Below are 16213 nucleotides of genomic sequence, written 5' to 3' on the forward strand. Positions count from 1 at the left end.
TCATGTACGGAGTACTGAAAAGCGGTCGGTGTTTCGACCCGTCGTGTTATGGGATGCCGGCCCACACCATCTCCGAGATGAGAGTGGCCCGAACCAGTTGATGGGCAAGACGGTATCTGTAGGCTCGGCGTTTGGCCATCCCTGGCCAAACACGGTCCTGGACGGGCCCACCCGCTCCCGGCGCTCCTTGGGAGATTCGCCGCCACAAACCACACTTCGTAGAAAGGTCCAGGCGGTGTTCTGACCCGTGGCGGTGCCGCTGCCTAGTGAGCGGGGCAATGGTGGTGCCTGGAGGGAGCTGTTTGGCCAGGGATGGCCAAACTAACAGCGGCCAGGGACGGCTTGAGCGGTCCCGGAAGGCACCACCATTGCACCGCGTCTCGGATACGGAGCTCCGACCGCCGGAACAATATAAGTCTCTGGAATCCTGCCGGGAGCTTTGCTCCCTTTCGCGGGCGGGGCCCGCTCCCACAAGCGCGCTCCCGCAAGGCATCGGTCATTCTCCGTCGCTGACGGAGATGAATATAAAAAGCCGACCGTCCCGGGGAAAGGACGGCCGGTGAAAGCGGAATGACGGAAGAGCGGGCGGCATTCCGCGTCAACGGTCTACAGCACTCAGAGACTCAGCCGGTCACGGATCCGCGACAACGTCATCTCGCCGATGCCCTTCACCGCCATAAGCTGATCGACGGATTCGAACGGCCCTTCCCGGTCGCGCCAGGCCACGATCGAGGCGGCGGTCTTGGGGCCGATGCCTTTCAGGGTCTGCAGCTCTTCCACCCCGGCGTTGTTCAGGCTCACCGTGGTGTCCACGGCGGCGGCACCGTCGCCGGCGCCCTCCGCTTCGGGGGCGGCCTGGGCGGCGGGCAGGCCGCCGGCAAGCAGCATCAGGCTGAGTAGCAGGGTTTGATACAGTTTTCGTCCATGGAGCTTCATCGTCCTTCCTCCTTATCGGTTTGGGTTAGGACGTTCTACTCTAGGCGGGACGAAGCGGCGGGGCTGTAAGCCTGCGCGGTGACTTTTCGCGCTCTGATCAGGAAAGACTTTGTAGGATATCGTCGACCGCGGCCGTGGGATTTTCCGCACGGGTGATCGGGCGTCCGATCACCATGAAGTCCACGCCCCATTCGCGGGCCTGGGGCGGCGTCACCACCCGGCGCTGGTCGTCGCCGGCGCTGCCGGCCGGACGAATGCCGGGGGTTACCAGGGCGAAATCGTCGCCGCAGGCGGCGCGCAGCATGGCGGCCTCGCGGGCCGAGCAGACCACGCCGTCGAGACCGCTGTCGCGGGTCAGGGCCGCCAGGCGGCGGACCTGGTCCTCGGGTTCGTGGTCGATGCCGATTTCCTGAAGGTCGGCCCGTTCCTGGCTGGTGAGCACGGTGACCGCGATCAACAGCGGCGGACGTTCATGGCCGACCAGCGCCTCACGGGCGGCGAGCATCATGCGGCTGCCGCCGCTGGCATGGACGTTGACCATCCATACGCCCAGGTCGGCGGCGGCCTTGACGGCGCCGGCCACGGTGTTGGGAATGTCGTGGAATTTGAGGTCCAGGAACACCTGGAAGCCTTTGTCGTGGAGGGCGCGCACCACGTCCGGTCCGCCCCGGGTGAACAGCTCCTTGCCCACCTTGACCCGCACCTTGGCCGGGTCGAGCCGGTCCGCCATCGCCAGCGCCTGGTCCGGTTGCGAGTAATCCAGGGCGACGATAATGGGGCTGGCGACGGTCACGGCTTAATCTCTCCTTCGGAGCGGGGTTTGATGGTGCCCCAGCGGCGGCAGCTGGGGCAGCGCCACTGCAGCAACGGGGTCTGGAACCCGCAGCGGCGGCACTGATAGATGGTTTTACCGCTGGTCAGCCGCTCGGTGAGCGCTTTGAGCAGACCCAGGTGCTCGCGGGCCTCGCCTTCCGCCGACCCTTGCAGGTTCATGTCGATCAGGCGGTGCAGGCCGAGCACCGTGGGGTTGGCCTGCATGTAGTCGGCGATGAACTGCCCGGCCTCGCGGTCGCCGTAGCGCTCGCGCAGCTGCTCGGACAGCAGCAGCACCCGGGCGGTGCTGGGTGTCTCGGCGCTGTAATCGGCGAGCATGCGGATAAAGTCCTCTTCTTTCTCCAGTGCCTGATAGCACTGGCGCAACTCGCTGAGCACCTCGTCAAAGAAGTCCGGATCCTGTTTCCAGATGCGGCGGAACGCGTCGATGGCCGCATTCCAGTCTTCCTCGCGCATTTCCAGGCGCCCCTGCAGGACGCTGGCGCGAACGCAGTTCTTGTCGAAGCCGAGGGCGCGGCGCAGCATGCGGCGTGCCGGGTTGAGCTCGCTGCGGGCGATCTGCGCTTCCGCTTCCTCGCAGCAGTAGTGGGCCAGCACCGGGGCGATCTTGGGCTGCGATTTAACCAGGTGCTCGCCCATGGAGATGGCGTTGGTCCAGTCACGCTCCTGCTCGTACAGGTAGGTGAGCTGGCGAATCACCTGCTCGCGCTTTTCGCACTCCTGGTCGAGCATTTCCAGCAGCACTTCCTCGGCCCGGTCGAACAGGCCGCCGGCCAGGTAGTCCTCGGCCAGCTCCAGCTGAATCTGCTCCTGGGTGGCGCGGGGCAGCTCGCCCTGCTCGAGAAGGTGGGAGTGAATCAGGGTGGCGCGGTCGAATTCGCCGCGCTTGCGGAACAGGCGCGCCATGCTGAGGTGCGTTTCCAGGGTCTGGTCGTTGACCTCCAGGCTGTTGAGCAGGGCCTGCACCGCCTTGTCCGGCTCTTCGTTGAGCAGAAAATTCAGACCGGCCACGTACTCCTGGGACAGCGAATCCATGCGCCGGCGCTGGCGGCGTTTACCTTCACGCCGGCCGAGGAAAAAGCCCGTGGCGATGGCGAAAAAGAACAGCGGAATAAGCCAAAGCGGTTCGCTCATGAACGGGGTCCGAACAGGCCGCGCAACCCTTTCAGGCCCAGGCCGGTGACCAGCCCCGCCAGCAGGCCGAGGGCCAGCAGCACCACCACCAGTGCGCCCAGCGTCACCTGGTATTGCCAGTCGGCGACGGGCACCGCCAGGGTCACCGGCTGGGTATTGGCGGTGACGAACAGGAAAGCCGCCATGAAGATCAGCAGCAAAACCAGAATCAGAAAAATACGGTAAAGATTTCGCATCACATCGTCCTGCTGGGGCGATCAGCCGTTGACGGCTTCGCCGGGGGCGTCATCGGCGTTGCGTTTCTCGTCGCCATGGGTTCCGGACGACGCGTCGAACATGGAGTCGTTGACCCGTTCGCGCAGCTCTTTACCGGATTTGAAATGGGGAACGTACTTGCCATGCAGCTTGACGCTGGCGCCGGTCTTGGGATTACGGCCCACGCGAGGTGCACGGAAATGAAGGGAAAAACTGCCGAAACCGCGTATTTCGATGCGGCCCCCTTCAGCGAGGGTGTCGGCCATGTAGTCAATCAGGGTTTTTACGGCGAGCTCCACATCCCTGGGAGACAATTGCTGGTTTTCCTTGGAAATACGGGCAATCAGTTTCGATTTGGTTAACGCTGACGCCATTGCAACCTACTCCCCTGGGCTCCCTGCCCAAGCGGGGCCGGCCTGATGGCCGGCCCCCGGGAGGAGCCGTTATGACTCGTTGCTGTTTTCCATCTGCTTCTTGATCAGATCACCAATGGTCTTGGGCGCGTTGGCGTCCGGACCCTGGGTATCCAGTGCTTCCTTGTCCTGCACCTGATCTTTGGCGCGTACGGACAGGGTGATCACACGGTTCTTGCGATCCACGTTGGTGATGCGGGCTTCCACCTCGTCACCGACGCTGAGCACTTCGGTCGCATCGTTGACCTTGTCGCGGCTGAGTTCGCTGGCACGCAGGGATGCTTCCACGTTTTCAGCCAACTCCACGGTGGCGCCCTTGGCGTCCACTTCCGTTACCTTGCCTTTAACGATGGTGCCCTTCTCGTTTGCAGCAACATACTGAGCAAACGGATCATCTGTCAACTGCTTGATTCCAAGGGAAATTCTTTCCCGCTCGGCATCAATGGACAGTACCACGGTTTCCAGCTCGTCGCCCTTGTTGAAGTTGCGCACCGCCTCTTCGCCCTGCTCTTCCCAGGAGATGTCGGACAGGTGCACCAGGCCGTCGATGCCGCCTTCCAGGCCGATGAAGATACCAAAATCGGTGATCGACTTGATCTTGCCGCTGATGCGGTCGCCTTTCTGGTAGTTCTCGGAGAAGGATTCCCACGGGTTGGACTGGCACTGCTTGATACCCAGGGAGATACGACGACGGTCTTCGTCGATGTCCAGGATCATCACTTCCACTTCGTCGCCGATCTCGACAACCTTGGACGGGTGGATGTTCTTGTTGGTCCAGTCCATCTCGGACACGTGCACCAGGCCTTCCACGCCTTCTTCGATTTCCGCGAAGCAGCCGTAGTCGGTGAGGTTGGTGACACGGGCCTTGACGCGGGCACCTTCCGGGTACTTCTGCACGATATCGTGCCAGGGATCTTCGCCCAGCTGCTTGAGACCCAGGGAAACACGCATCTTCTCGCGGTCGAACTTGAGGACCTTGATTTCGATTTCCTGGCCCACTTCGACGATTTCGCTGGGATGCTTGATGCGCTTCCAGGCCATGTCGGTGATGTGCAGCAGGCCGTCGATGCCGCCCAGGTCGACGAACGCGCCGTAGTCGGTCAGGTTCTTGACGATACCCTTGACGACCATGCCTTCCTGCAGAGACTCGAGCAGCGCTTCGCGCTCGGCGGAGTGCTCGGCTTCCATGACCGCGCGGCGGGACACCACCACGTTGTTACGCTTGGGATCGAGCTTGATGACCTTGAAATCCAGGTCCTTGCCTTCCAGGTGGGTCACGTCGCGTACCGGACGGATGTCCACCAGGGAGCCGGGCAGGAACGCGCGGATCGGGCCGATATCGACGGTGAAGCCACCCTTCACCTTGCCGGAAATCTGACCTTTGACGATCTCGTCTTTGTCGAAAGCCACTTCCAGTTCGCCCCACACTTCGGCGCGCTTGGCCTTTTCGCGGGACAGACGGGTGAAGCCCATGCCGTCATCAATAGCGTCAACCGCCACTTCCACTTCATCGCCTTCGGCGATTTCCAGTTCACCGGTTTCGCTGATGAACTCGCCGCGGGCGATGATGCCCTCGGACTTGAGGCCGGCGTTAACGGTCACCCAGTCGCTGTCGATGGCGACCACGGTGCCTTTGATGATGGAACCACGGGCAACGTCGAGGTCCTTAAGGCTTTCTTCAAAAAGTTCGGCAAAAGATTCAGTCATGGAGAAGTCTCACGGATACACATACCAACCAGCAGGCATGGGTTATTACTAAAAGGCCACCGCCCCAAGCTGGTTTACTGTCAGGGGCCGGGCGACCTGTCACTTAACACTCATTGCGGGAGCGGCCCTGCCCGCGGACCCCGCGTAATCGGGGTTGCCGCGGCCAGGGCCGCTCCTACGGATGAATACGGTTTTACCGCCTTCAGACCAGAGATCGGCGGGCGGCCTCATCGAGAATCGCGTCCACCACCTGTTCCACGGAGAGCGAGGTGGAATCGATCTCCACCGCGTCATCAGCGGGCTTCAGCGGTGCCACATCGCGGTTCATGTCCCGGTCGTCCCGGGTCTGGATGTCCTCGATAAGGGTCGCGAGGGTAGCATCAAAGCCCTTTTCCTTCAACTGGGCGTAGCGCCGGCGGGCGCGCTCCTCGGCGCTGGCGTTGAGGTAGATCTTGAGCGGCGCGTCCTGGAATACCACCGTGCCCATATCACGGCCGTCGGCCACCAGGCCCGGGCTCAGGGCGAAGGCCCGCTGGCGGGCGAACAGCGCGTCGCGCACCGGCTGCAGCACGGCCACCTGGCTGGCCATCTCGCCCACTTCCTCGCGGCGTATGTCGGCGCTCACGTCCTCGCCGTCGAGCACCACGGCGGTGTCGCCGTTCTGCTCGCGGAACACCACCGGCAGGTTCTCGGCGAGCCGGATCAGCGCCGGCTGGTCATCCAGGGCCACGCCCTGGCGGGTGGCGTACAGCCCCAGCACCCGGTAGAGAGCACCGGAGTCGAGCAGGTGCCAGGCCAGCCGGGCGGCCACCAGGCGCGCCACGGTGCCCTTGCCGGAGGACACCGGGCCGTCGATGGTGATGATCGGGATCATGCGTTCTCCTTGGATGCGTGCACCTCCAGGTCGAGACCGGCGCCGCGGGCAAGATCCGCGAAGCCCGGGAAGCTGGTGGCCACGTTGGCGCAGCGGCGGATGGTGATGGGCGCCGAGGCGCGCAGCGCCGCCATGGCGAAACTCATGGCGATACGGTGATCGCCGTGGGAATCCACCTCACCGCCGCCGAACGGGCCGCCGACGATGCGGATGCCGTCTTCATACACTTCATGCTCCACGCCCAGCGCCGCCAGGCCGTCCGCCATCACCTGGATGCGGTCGGACTCCTTGACGCGCAGCTCCTCGGCGCCGCGCAGCACGGTTTCGCCCTGGGCGCAGGCGGCGGCGATGAAGATCGCCGGAAACTCGTCGATGGCCAGCGGCACCAGCTCCCGGGGGATCTCGATGCCCTTGAGCGGCGCGCTCCTGACCACCAGGTCGGCCACCGGCTCACCGCCGGAATCGCGCGGGTTCTCCAGGCGGATGTCCGCGCCCATCAGCTTGAGAATGTCGATCACCCCGGTGCGCGTCGGGTTCACCCCCACATGGGGCAGGGTCAGCTCGCTGCCTTCGGCGATGGAGGCGCCGACCAGGAAGAACGCCGCCGAGGAGATGTCCGCCGGCACGTCCAGGGGGCCCGCCGCCAGCGGCGTGCCGCCGGTCACCGTGCTGGTGGCGCCGTCGCGCCGCACCGGCACGCCGAACCCGCCCAGCATCCGCTCGGTGTGGTCGCGGGTGGGGGCCGGCTCGGTCACCGAGGTGTCGCCCTCGGCGTACAGGCCCGCCAGCAGCACCGCCGACTTCACCTGGGCGGACGCCATCGGCAGCGGATAATGGATGCCCTTCAGCGTCTGGCCGCCGTGGATACGCACCGGCGGCCGGCCGCCCTCGCCGGTGTCGATGCGCGCGCCCATTTCCCGCAGCGGGCCGGCGACCCGCTCCATGGGCCGCTTGGAGAGCGATTCATCGCCGGTCAGTTCGGTGTCGAACGCCTGGCCGGCGAGCAGGCCGGTGAGCAGCCGCATGGAGGTGCCGGAATTGCCCATGTAGAGCGGTTTGCCCGGTGCCTTGAGGCCGTGCAGGCCGACCCCGTGCACGATCACCTGACCGTGGTGGGGGCCTTCGATCAGCACGCCCATGTCGCGGAACGCCTGCAGCGTGGCCAGGGCGTCCTCCCCTTCCAGAAACCCCTCCACGGTGGTGGTGCCCTCGGCCAGGGACGCCAGCATGATGGCCCGGTGGGACATGGATTTATCACCCGGCACCCGCAGCCGGCCGTTGAGCCGGCCGCCGGGGCGCGCCAGGAAGGTGGGGTTGGATTGCTGTGTCATGCCTGTCTCGTCGTCGGAATGCCGGGCGCGGGTGTAGGAGGTGCGCTCGTTCATGGCCAGAAAGTGGGCCCGGGCGGCGTTGGCCCGGGTCATGACGCCCATCAGGGCCTCGTCGTCGTTATGCTCGATGGCGTTCTGGAAACGGTCGATGCCGTCCCGGAACAGAGCCAGCGCTTCCAGCACCGCGTCCCGGTTCTCGCGGAAGATGTCGTGCCACATCACCGGGTCGGAACTGGCGATGCGGGTAAAATCGCGGAAGCCGCCGGCGGCATAGCGGAAAATCTCGGTGGAATCGCCCTGCCGGGCCAGGGTATCGACCAGCGAAAACGCCAGCAAATGCGGCAGATGGCTGGTTTCCGCCAGCACCCGGTCGTGGTGGTCCGGCGCCATCTCCAGCACTTCCGCGCCCACCGCCGCCCACAGCGCGTTCACCCGCGCGGTGGCGCCGGGGTCGGTGTCCGGGGTGGGGGTCAGGATCACCCGGTGCTGGCGATACAGCCCCGCATCGGCGGCTTCCACGCCGCTTTTTTCCTTGCCGGCGATCGGATGGCCCGGCACGAAGCGCGGGAAATGATCGCCCAGGGCCCGGCGGGCTTCGGCGATCACCGCGCCTTTGACGCTGCCGCCGTCGGTGACGATGGCGCGCTCGGCGAGCCCCGGGCGCAGCGCTTTCAGCACCGCCCCCATGGACGACACCGGCGTCGCCACGAACACCAGATCGGCGCCGCGCACCGCCACCGCCAGGTCCTGGCTGCCCTCGTCGATCAGCCCCAGGGCCAGGCCCTGCTCCAGGGTGCGCGTGGAGCGGGAGCCGGCCACCACGGTGCGCGCCAGCCCCTGCTCGCGGATGGCGGCGGCCAGCGAGCCGCCGATCAGGCCCAGCCCGATGATGGCGACACGTTGAAACAGAGGGGGCCGGGGCGCGCTCATCAGCGGCGCGTCACTTGTTTCAGGGCCTGCAGGAAACGTTCGTTGTCGCGGGCGGTGCCGGCGGTGACCCGCAGGTGGTTGGGCAGGCCGTAGCCGCCCAGCGGGCGCACGATCACCCCTTCGCGCAGCAGCCCCTGGTAGACCGTCTCGGCGTCGCCGCCGCAGTCGAAGGCGATGAAATTGGCCACCGAAGGAATCTGCGTGAAGCCGAGGGCGTCGAGCCCTTCCGCCAGCTGCACCAGGCCGGCGGTGTTCTCGCCCTTGGAGTTCTCGATATGGTCAAGGTCGCCCAGGGCCGCCTGGGCCGCCGCCAGCGCCGGAATATTGACGTTGAAGGGCTGGCGCACCCGGTTGAGCACATCGGCGATCTGCGGGTGCGATACGGCGTAGCCCACGCGCAGGCCGGCCAGGCCGTGGATCTTGGAAAAGGTGCGGGTGACCACCAGGTTCGGGTAGCGGTCGAGCCGCTTCAGGCCGTCCGGGTAGTGGCTTTCCTCCACGTACTCAAAGTACGCCTCGTCCAGCACCACGATCACCCGCTCCGGCACCCGGGCCAGGAAGTTGTCCAGCGCCTGGTCATTGAACCAGGTGCCGGTGGGGTTGTTGGGGTTGGCCAGGAACACCACCCGGGTGCGTTCGGTGATGGCGTCCGCCATGGCGGCCAGGTCGTGGCCGTAGAGGTGCGAATCCACCGACACCGGCTTGGCGGAGCAGCCCAGGGTCACCAGCGGGTAGATGGCGAAGGCGTACTCCGAGAACACCGCCTCGTCGCCGGGCTGCAGATAGGCGCGCGCCACCAGCTCGAGCACGTCGTTGGAGCCGTTGCCCAGGGTGATGCGGTCGCTGCTCACGCCCAGGTTGTCCGCCAGGGCGTGTTTCAGCTCGAAACCGGCGCCGTCCGGGTAGAGGTGGATCTGATCCAGCGACCGGCGCGCCGCTTCCAGCGCCCGGTGGCTGGGGCCCAGCGGGTTTTCGTTGCTGGCCAGCTTGACCACGTCGCGCAGGCCCAGCTCACGCTGCAGCTCCTCGACGGGTTTGCCCGGCTGATAGGGGCGCAGTTGCTGCACGCCGTTGTTGGCCAGTTGGGTGTAATCGCAAGTCATAGCGCTTTCCTACAGAACCGCCTTCGGATAGGAGCCCAGCACCTTGATGGTATTGCCGTCGGCTTCCAGAGTCTCCAGCACCTCGGTGAGCGTGGCGTCGGCTTTGTGGCCCTCGCAGTCGACGAAGAACACATAGCTCCAGTTGGCGATGCGCGAGGGCCGGCTTTCCAGACGGGTCAGGTTGATGCCCTTGTCCCGGAACGGCCGCAGCAGGTCCGACAGCAGCCCCGGACGGTTCTTGCCGGAGATCAGCAGGCTGGTCTTGTCGCGGCCGGAGGGCGGCGTGTCCTGGCGGCCGATGATCAGGAAGCGGGTGGTGTTGTCCGGGCGGTCCTCGATGTTGCGCTGCACCGGCTCCAGATTATAGAGCTCGCGGGCCATGTCGCCGGCGATGGCCATGGCGTTCCATTCGTCCTTGAGCCGCCGCGCGGCCTCCGCGTTGGAACTCACCGCCACCCGCTCCACGGCCGGCATGTGCGCGTCCAGCCACTGGCGGCACTGGGCCAGGGTCTGTTGGTGCGAGTAGATGCGCGTCACCTTGTCGCGGCGGGTGTGCGGGCCGGCCAGCAGGTGGTGGTGGATACGCAGTTCCACCTCACCGCAGATCTTGAGGTCGGAGTTCATGAACGAATCCAGGGTGTGGTTCACCATGCCCTCGGTGGAGTTTTCCACCGGCACCACGCCGAAGTGCACGGCGCCCGCCTCCACCTCACGGAACACCTCGTCGATGGCGCCCAGCGGCACGCTTTCCACCGCGTGGCCGAAATGCTTGATCGCCGCCTGCTGGGTGAAGGTGCCCTCCGGGCCCAGAAACGCCACGCGCATGGGCTGTTCCAGCGCCAGGCACACGCTCATCACCTCGCGGAACAGGCGCGCGATGGATTCCGCGTCGATCGGGCCCTTATTGCGTTCCTTGATGCGGCTCAGTACCTGGGCCTCCCGCTCCGGGCGGTAAAACACCGGCTCGGCATCCTCGCGGCGCTTCACTTCGGCCACCTGGTGGGCGAGCTCGGCGCGGTGATTGAGCAGATCCTGGAGCTGCTGGTCCAGGGCGTCGATCTGATCTCTCAGCTTGTCCAATGATTCGGTCATGTCAGGTTCCGCCTGGGCGCGCCACGGCTGGCGAGTGCGCGCGCACCCGCTTTATCCGTTGCGTTTTTCGAAGTCCGCCATGAAATCTATCAGGGCATCCACGGCCGTTTCCGGTACCGCATTATAAATGCTGGCGCGCATGCCGCCGACACTGCGGTGGCCCTTGAGGTTGCGCAGCCCGGCGGCGTCCGCCTCGGCCAGAAAGGCCTTGTCCAGAGCGCTGTCGGAGAGAATGAAAGGCACATTCATCCAGCTGCGCTGGGTGGGCGCCACCGGGTTGCTGTAGAAGCCGCTGGCGTCGATGAAACCGTACAGCTTGTCCGCCTTGCGCCGGTTGATCTCGCCCATGGCGTCCACCCCGCCCTGCTCCTTGAGCCACTGGAACACCAGGCCGGCCAGATACCAGGCAAAGGTGGGCGGCGTGTTGTACATGGAGCCGTTCTCGGCGTGGGTCTGGTAGTTCATCATCGCCGGCACCGAGGCGCCGGCCCGGCCGAGCAGGTCCTTGCGCACGATCACCACCGTGATCCCGGCCGGGCCGATGTTCTTCTGCGCGCCGGCGTAGATCAGGCCGAAGCGGCTGACATCCAGCGGACGCGACAGGATGGTGGAGCTCATATCCGCCACCAGCGGCTTGTCCACCTCGGGCACGAAATCGAACTCCAACCCGCCGATGGTTTCGTTGGGGCAGTAATGCACGTAGGCGGCGTCGTCGGACAGCCGCCAGTCGCTCTGCGCCGGCGCATAGGTGAAGTTGCGGTCCTCGCTGGAGGCCGCCACATTGATCTCGCCGAAGCGGCGCGCTTCCTTGATCGCCTTGCTGGACCACTGGCCGGTGTTGATGTAATCGGCGCGGCCCGCGTCGCCGAGCAGGTTCATGGGCACCATGGCGAACTGGGCACTGGCGCCGCCCTGCAGGAACAGCACCGCGTAGTCGTCGGAAATCCCCATCAGATCGCGCAGGTCCTTTTCGGCCTGCTCCGCCATGGCCACGATCACGTCATCGCGATGGCTCATCTCCATCACCGACATACCGGTGCCACGGTAATCCAGCATTTCCTCGCGGGCCCGCTGAAGGACCGCTTCCGGCAAGGCCGCCGGGCCGGCGCAAAAGTTATAAGCGCGGGACATTGGTTGATCTCCGGGTTATAGCGGCTGGGCCGCGATACAGGATTCAGGATTGGGGGCGGTGGCGCCGCCCCTTCCTTTTTTACTCTTCGTCGCCGTCCGCCGGAGCGTTGTCGGCACCATCAGCGCCGTTCTCTTCGGCGGCGCCCTCTTCCAGCTCTTCGTCGTCCACGTCCAGCTCCGGAATCGGCGCCAGACCGGACAAGGCTTCACCGTTGCCGAGGCGGATCAGACGAACACCCTGGGTGTTGCGGCCCAGATGGCTGACTTCGTCCACGCGGGTGCGCACCAGGGTGCCCTGGTTGGAGATCAGCATGATGTCCTCGTTGCCGAACACCTGGGCGGCGCCCACCAGCGGGCCGTTGCGCTCGTTGACCACCATGCCGATCACGCCCTGGGTGCCCCGACCCTTGGTGGGGAACTCGCTCAGGTCGGTACGCTTGCCGTAGCCGTTCTCGGACGCGGCCAGCATCTGCCCGCCTTCCTGCGGCACCATCAGGGCGATCACTTCCTCGCCCTCGGCCACTTTCATGCCACGCACGCCGCGGGCGGTGCGGCCCATCACCCGGACCTTGGATTCCTGGAAGCGGACCACTTTGCCGTTGCCGGCCACCAGCACCACGTCTTCGTCGCCCTGGGTAATGGCCACGTTGACCAGGTGCTCGCCTTCCTGCAGACGCACGGCGATCAGGCCGTTGCTGCGCGGCTTGGCGAACTTGGCCAGCTCGGTGCGTTTGACCACGCCGTTGGAGATCGCCATGAAGATGAACGGCCCTTCGGCGGCCTGCGGTTCGCTGTCGGCGCCATCGGCTTCCATGTCTTCCACCACCTCGGCGGCTTCGCCGTCGATGGCCGTCGCGTCGGCGTCGGTCTCGTCCTCATCATCGCCGCCGGCGCGCTGGCGGACCATTTCCGCGTCCAGACGCAGAATGGCGGTGATGCGCTCCTCGGGCTTGAGCGCCGGAATCAGGTTGACGATCGGCTTGCCGCGGGAGGCGCGGCCGCCCTGGGGCAGCTCGAACACGCGCAGCCAGTAGACCTTGCCTTCATTGGTGAAGCACAGAAGGGTGTCGTGGGTGCCGGCCACCAGCAGCTGCTCGACGTAATCCTCGTCCTTCAGCTGGCCGGCGGACTTGCCGCGCCCGCCGCGCTTCTGCGCCCGGTAGGTGTCGATCGGCTGGGTCTTGGCGTAGCCGGAATGGCTGAGCGTGACCACCACGGTTTCCTCGGCGATCAGATCTTCCATGCTCAGATCCAGCCGCGAGGTCTGGATTTCCGTGCGGCGCTCGTCGCTGTACTCCGAACGAATCGCGTGCAGCTCGTCGCGGATCACCTGCATCAGGCGGTCCGGGTCGGCCAGGATCAGCATCATTTCGCGGATCTGGTCCAGCAGCACCTGGTAATCGGTGATCAGTTTTTCCCGTTCCAGGCCGGTCAGTTTCTGCAGGCGCAGGTCGAGAATCGCCTGGGCCTGTTCCGGGCTCAGGTGATAGAAGTTGTCGCGCAGCCCGTAGTGTTCATCGAGACCGTCCGGACGCGCGGCGTCTTCGCCGCCGGCGCGCTCCAGCATGGCCAGCACGTCACCCGGCGCCCAGCCCTTGGCGAGCAGCTTTTCCTTCGCTTCGGCGGCGCTCGGCGAGCCCTTGATCAGCTCGATCACCGGATCGATGTTGGCCAGCGCCACCGCCAGACCTTCCAGCAGGTGGGCCTTCTCGCGGGCCTTGCGCAGTTCGTAAACGGTACGGCGGGTCACCACCTCGCGGCGGTGGCGCAGGAAGGCGTCCAGCAGGTCGCGCAGGTTCAGGGTGCGCGGCTGGCCGTCGACCAGGGCCACGGTGTTGATGCCGAATACGGTCTCCATCTGCGTCTGCTGATAGAGGTTGTTCAGCACTACTTCCGCGTTCTCGCCCCGGCGCAGCTCGATATAGACCCGCATGCCCTGCTTGTCGGATTCGTCGCGCAGCTCGGTGATGCCCTCGATGCGCTTTTCCTTGACCAGCTCGGCGATCTTCTCGATCAGACGCGCCTTGTTCACCTGGTAGGGCAGCTCGTGGATGATGATGGCTTCCTTGCCACTCTTGTCGGTCTGCTCGATTTCGGCGCGGGCGCGCACCCAGATGCGGCCACGGCCGGTGCGGTAGGCCTGCACGATACCGGCGCGGCCATTGATGATGCCGGCGGTGGGGAAATCCGGACCCTTGATGTATTCCATCAGGTCGTCCGGGGTCAGGCTGTCGTCGTCGATCAGCGCCAGACAGCCGTCGATCACTTCGCCCATGTTGTGGGGCGGGATATTGGTGGCCATGCCCACGGCGATGCCGGAGGAGCCGTTGACCAGCAGGTTGGGCACCCGCGTCGGCATGACGTCGGGAATGCGCTCGGTGCCGTCGTAGTTGTCCACATAGTCGACGGTTTCCTTGTCCAGATCGGCCAGCAGCTCGTGGGCGATCTTGGCCATGCGCACTTCGGTGTAACGCATGGCGGCGGCGGAGTCGCCGTCGATGGAACCGAAGTTGCCCTGCCCGTCCACCAGCATGTAGCGCAGGGAGAACGGCTGGGCCATGCGGACAATGGTGTCGTACACAGCGGAATCGCCGTGGGGGTGATATTTACCAATTACATCACCCACCACACGGGCGGACTTTTTATAGGGTTTATTCCAGTCGTTGCTGAGCTCGTGCATGGCGAACAGCACGCGGCGGTGCACCGGCTTGAGGCCGTCGCGCACATCCGGCAGAGCCCGGCCCACGATCACGCTCATGGCGTAATCCAGGTACGACTGTCTGAGTTCGTCCTCGATGTTGACGGGAGTAACTTCTTTGGCGAGGTCCGTCATGGCGTTCCTTATATCCCTCGGTGGCGTGGATAGCGACCCGCGGAAGCCCCGGTCGCGGAGCTCCTAAAAGCCACCGATGATAGCACAGCTTTGCCGCCTCTAAATAATTCCCATCAACCCCGTCACCACAAGCCCGGCGCCGGCATCGGACGAGGCTGGCCAGACAGGTTATACTCGCCGCCGGACCGACCGGGCCGGGCCCGGTCTCACGCCCACTTCCGCGCGGAGAAGGCGCCGTCAGCGGGAGCTAATAAGGAGCCGTCAGCGATGCAGAATCAGCCGTCCCCGGATCACCAACACGCCGACCTCATCATCAAAGCCGGCTGGATCGCGCCGGTGGCCCCGGAAACCGGCGCCCTCGCCGATCACGCCCTGGTGGTCCGCGGCGACACCATCGTCGACCTGCTGCCGACGCCCCTGGCGGACCAGAAATGGCGCGCCGACGAGGTGGTGGAGCTGGGCAACCACCTGCTGATCCCCGGCCTGGTGAACGCCCACACCCACGCCGCCATGAACCTGTTCCGCGGCCTGGCCGACGACCTGCCGCTGATGACCTGGCTGGAGCAGCACATCTGGCCGGCCGAGGGGCAGTGGATGAGCGAAGCCTTCGTGCGCGACGGCACCCGTCTGGCCGCCGCCGAGATGATCCGCTCCGGCACCACCTGCTTCGCCGACATGTACTTCTTCCCGGAGACCACCGCCCGGGTGGCCATGGAAGCGGGCCTGCGGGCGGTGCTGTTCTCGCCGATCCTGGACTTCCCCACCCCCATGGGCGCCGGCCCGGACGACTATCTTCGCCTGGCCACGGAGGCCGCCGATAACTGGCGCCACGAACCCCGGGTGACCATCGGTTTCGGCCCTCACGCGCCTTATACCGTCTCCGACGGGCCGCTGGAGAAGGTGCTCACCCTGGCCGAGGAGCTGGACGCGCCGGTGATGATGCACGTGCACGAAACCGCCGGCGAGATCCACCAGGCGGTGGAAGCCAGCGGCGAGCGGCCGCTGACCCGGCTCAAGCAACTGGGCCTGCTCAACCCGCGCCTGCTGGCGGTGCACATGACCCAGCTGCTCGACGAGGAAATCCAGTGGCTGGCGGAGACCGGCAGCCAGGTGGTGCACTGCCCCGAGTCCAACCTGAAACTGGCCAGCGGCTTCTGCCCGGTGCAGAAACTGCTCGACGCCGGCATCAATGTGGCTCTCGGCACCGACGGCTCGGCCAGCAACAACGACCTGGACATGATCGGCGAGACCCGCACCGCCGCCCTGCTCGCCAAGGGCGTGAGCCTGCGCGCCGACGCGGTGCCGGCGGCCACCGCCCTGCGCATGGCGACCCTCAACGGCGCCCGGGCGCTGGGCCTGGAGAGCCGCACGGGTTCACTGGAAATCGGCAAGCAGGCGGATATGATCGCCGTCGACCTGGGGGCCCTGGAAACCCAGCCGGTCTACGACCCGGTGGCGCAACTGGTCTACGCCGCTACCCGGGACCAGGTCACCCACAGCTGGGTCGCCGGGCGCTGTCTGATGGCGGACCGCCGGCTGACCACGCTGAACGCCGCGCTGATCGCCAAGAACGCCGGCGAATGGCAGCGCAAGATCGCGCCCGGCAATGACCGCGCGAATAATGAATGAGAGTCGATGAG

At 65.7% G+C, this 16213-nt stretch carries 13 protein-coding genes; 1 reads left to right on the plus strand and 12 read right to left on the minus strand.

The window, feature by feature from the left end; genetic code table 11:
• Positions 1-615 precede the first annotated feature (615 nt).
• From ACEQZD_RS01795 to gyrA, 12 genes are all read right to left on the minus strand, one after another.
• Positions 616-936 carry a helix-hairpin-helix domain-containing protein gene (locus ACEQZD_RS01795; protein ID WP_067610733.1) on the minus strand — a complete coding sequence of 107 codons (321 nt, stop codon included), beginning with the start codon at positions 934-936 and terminating at the stop codon, positions 616-618.
• A gap of 97 nt (positions 937-1033) precedes the next feature.
• Positions 1034-1729 carry an orotidine-5'-phosphate decarboxylase gene (gene pyrF, locus ACEQZD_RS01800; RefSeq protein ID WP_142949116.1) on the minus strand — a complete coding sequence of 232 codons (696 nt, stop codon included), beginning with the start codon at positions 1727-1729 and terminating at the stop codon, positions 1034-1036.
• The gene (gene lapB / locus ACEQZD_RS01805) at positions 1726-2904 is read right to left on the minus strand and encodes a lipopolysaccharide assembly protein LapB (RefSeq protein ID WP_142949117.1); all 1179 of its coding nucleotides are present in this window, start codon (positions 2902-2904) and stop codon (positions 1726-1728) included. The genes pyrF and lapB overlap by 4 nt, the downstream gene beginning before the upstream one ends.
• On the minus strand, positions 2901-3140 hold the full coding sequence (locus ACEQZD_RS01810) for a DUF1049 domain-containing protein (protein WP_194856683.1): 240 nt from the start codon (positions 3138-3140) through the stop codon (positions 2901-2903). The genes lapB and ACEQZD_RS01810 overlap by 4 nt, the downstream gene beginning before the upstream one ends.
• Positions 3141-3161: 21 nt before the next feature.
• On the minus strand, positions 3162-3533 hold the full coding sequence (gene ihfB, locus ACEQZD_RS01815) for an integration host factor subunit beta (protein WP_194856682.1): 372 nt from the start codon (positions 3531-3533) through the stop codon (positions 3162-3164).
• 69 nt (positions 3534-3602) lie between these two features.
• Entirely contained in the window at positions 3603-5279 is a 1677-nt protein-coding gene (gene rpsA / locus ACEQZD_RS01820) for a 30S ribosomal protein S1 (RefSeq protein WP_194856681.1), read from the minus strand.
• A 202-nt stretch (positions 5280-5481) separates the two neighbouring features.
• Positions 5482-6153 (minus strand): (d)CMP kinase, encoded by a 672-nt coding sequence (gene cmk, locus ACEQZD_RS01825; RefSeq protein ID WP_142949121.1) that lies wholly within the window; start codon positions 6151-6153, stop codon positions 5482-5484.
• Positions 6150-8414 (minus strand): bifunctional prephenate dehydrogenase/3-phosphoshikimate 1-carboxyvinyltransferase, encoded by a 2265-nt coding sequence (locus ACEQZD_RS01830; RefSeq protein WP_286875299.1) that lies wholly within the window; start codon positions 8412-8414, stop codon positions 6150-6152. The genes cmk and ACEQZD_RS01830 overlap by 4 nt, the downstream gene beginning before the upstream one ends.
• Entirely contained in the window at positions 8414-9517 is a 1104-nt protein-coding gene (gene hisC, locus ACEQZD_RS01835) for a histidinol-phosphate transaminase (RefSeq protein WP_335629805.1), read from the minus strand. Before hisC ends, ACEQZD_RS01830 begins: the two co-directional genes overlap by 1 nt.
• Before the next feature lie 9 nt (positions 9518-9526).
• On the minus strand, positions 9527-10609 hold the full coding sequence (gene pheA / locus ACEQZD_RS01840; RefSeq protein WP_335629806.1) for a prephenate dehydratase: 1083 nt from the start codon (positions 10607-10609) through the stop codon (positions 9527-9529).
• A 51-nt stretch (positions 10610-10660) separates the two neighbouring features.
• Entirely contained in the window at positions 10661-11740 is a 1080-nt protein-coding gene (serC, locus tag ACEQZD_RS01845) for a 3-phosphoserine/phosphohydroxythreonine transaminase (protein WP_142949125.1), read from the minus strand.
• A 79-nt stretch (positions 11741-11819) separates the two neighbouring features.
• Positions 11820-14573, minus strand: coding sequence for a DNA gyrase subunit A (gyrA, locus tag ACEQZD_RS01850; protein ID WP_370183626.1), 2754 nt, complete (start codon positions 14571-14573; stop codon positions 11820-11822).
• Between the two features lie 267 nt (positions 14574-14840).
• Here gyrA and ACEQZD_RS01855 point away from each other — a divergent pair, with 267 nt between their 5' ends.
• Entirely contained in the window at positions 14841-16202 is a 1362-nt protein-coding gene (locus ACEQZD_RS01855) for a TRZ/ATZ family hydrolase (RefSeq protein WP_214014233.1), read from the plus strand.
• Positions 16203-16213 lie beyond the last annotated feature (11 nt).

This window comes from Alloalcanivorax sp., assembly GCF_964221125.1.
Lineage (GTDB): Bacteria > Pseudomonadota > Gammaproteobacteria > Pseudomonadales > Alcanivoracaceae > Alloalcanivorax > Alloalcanivorax venustensis.

What these genes read in the sequence shown, in the direction of transcription:
- ACEQZD_RS01810 (WP_194856683.1), bottom strand. Translation starts at nt 3,140, where the DNA reads ATGCGAAATCTTTACCGTATTTTTCTGATTCTGGTTTTGCTGCTGATC.
- gyrA (WP_370183626.1), bottom strand. Translation starts at nt 14,573, where the DNA reads ATGACGGACCTCGCCAAAGAAGTTACTCCCGTCAACATCGAGGACGAA.
- serC (WP_142949125.1), bottom strand. Translation starts at nt 11,740, where the DNA reads ATGTCCCGCGCTTATAACTTTTGCGCCGGCCCGGCGGCCTTGCCGGAA.
- hisC (WP_335629805.1), bottom strand. Translation starts at nt 9,517, where the DNA reads ATGACTTGCGATTACACCCAACTGGCCAACAACGGCGTGCAGCAACTG.
- ihfB (WP_194856682.1), bottom strand. Translation starts at nt 3,533, where the DNA reads ATGGCGTCAGCGTTAACCAAATCGAAACTGATTGCCCGTATTTCCAAG.
- pheA (WP_335629806.1), bottom strand. Translation starts at nt 10,609, where the DNA reads ATGACCGAATCATTGGACAAGCTGAGAGATCAGATCGACGCCCTGGAC.
- lapB (WP_142949117.1), bottom strand. Translation starts at nt 2,904, where the DNA reads ATGAGCGAACCGCTTTGGCTTATTCCGCTGTTCTTTTTCGCCATCGCC.
- cmk (WP_142949121.1), bottom strand. Translation starts at nt 6,153, where the DNA reads ATGATCCCGATCATCACCATCGACGGCCCGGTGTCCTCCGGCAAGGGC.
- rpsA (WP_194856681.1), bottom strand. Translation starts at nt 5,279, where the DNA reads ATGACTGAATCTTTTGCCGAACTTTTTGAAGAAAGCCTTAAGGACCTC.
- ACEQZD_RS01795 (WP_067610733.1), bottom strand. Translation starts at nt 936, where the DNA reads ATGAAGCTCCATGGACGAAAACTGTATCAAACCCTGCTACTCAGCCTG.
- ACEQZD_RS01830 (WP_286875299.1), bottom strand. Translation starts at nt 8,414, where the DNA reads ATGAGCGCGCCCCGGCCCCCTCTGTTTCAACGTGTCGCCATCATCGGG.
- ACEQZD_RS01855 (WP_214014233.1), top strand. Translation starts at nt 14,841, where the DNA reads ATGCAGAATCAGCCGTCCCCGGATCACCAACACGCCGACCTCATCATC.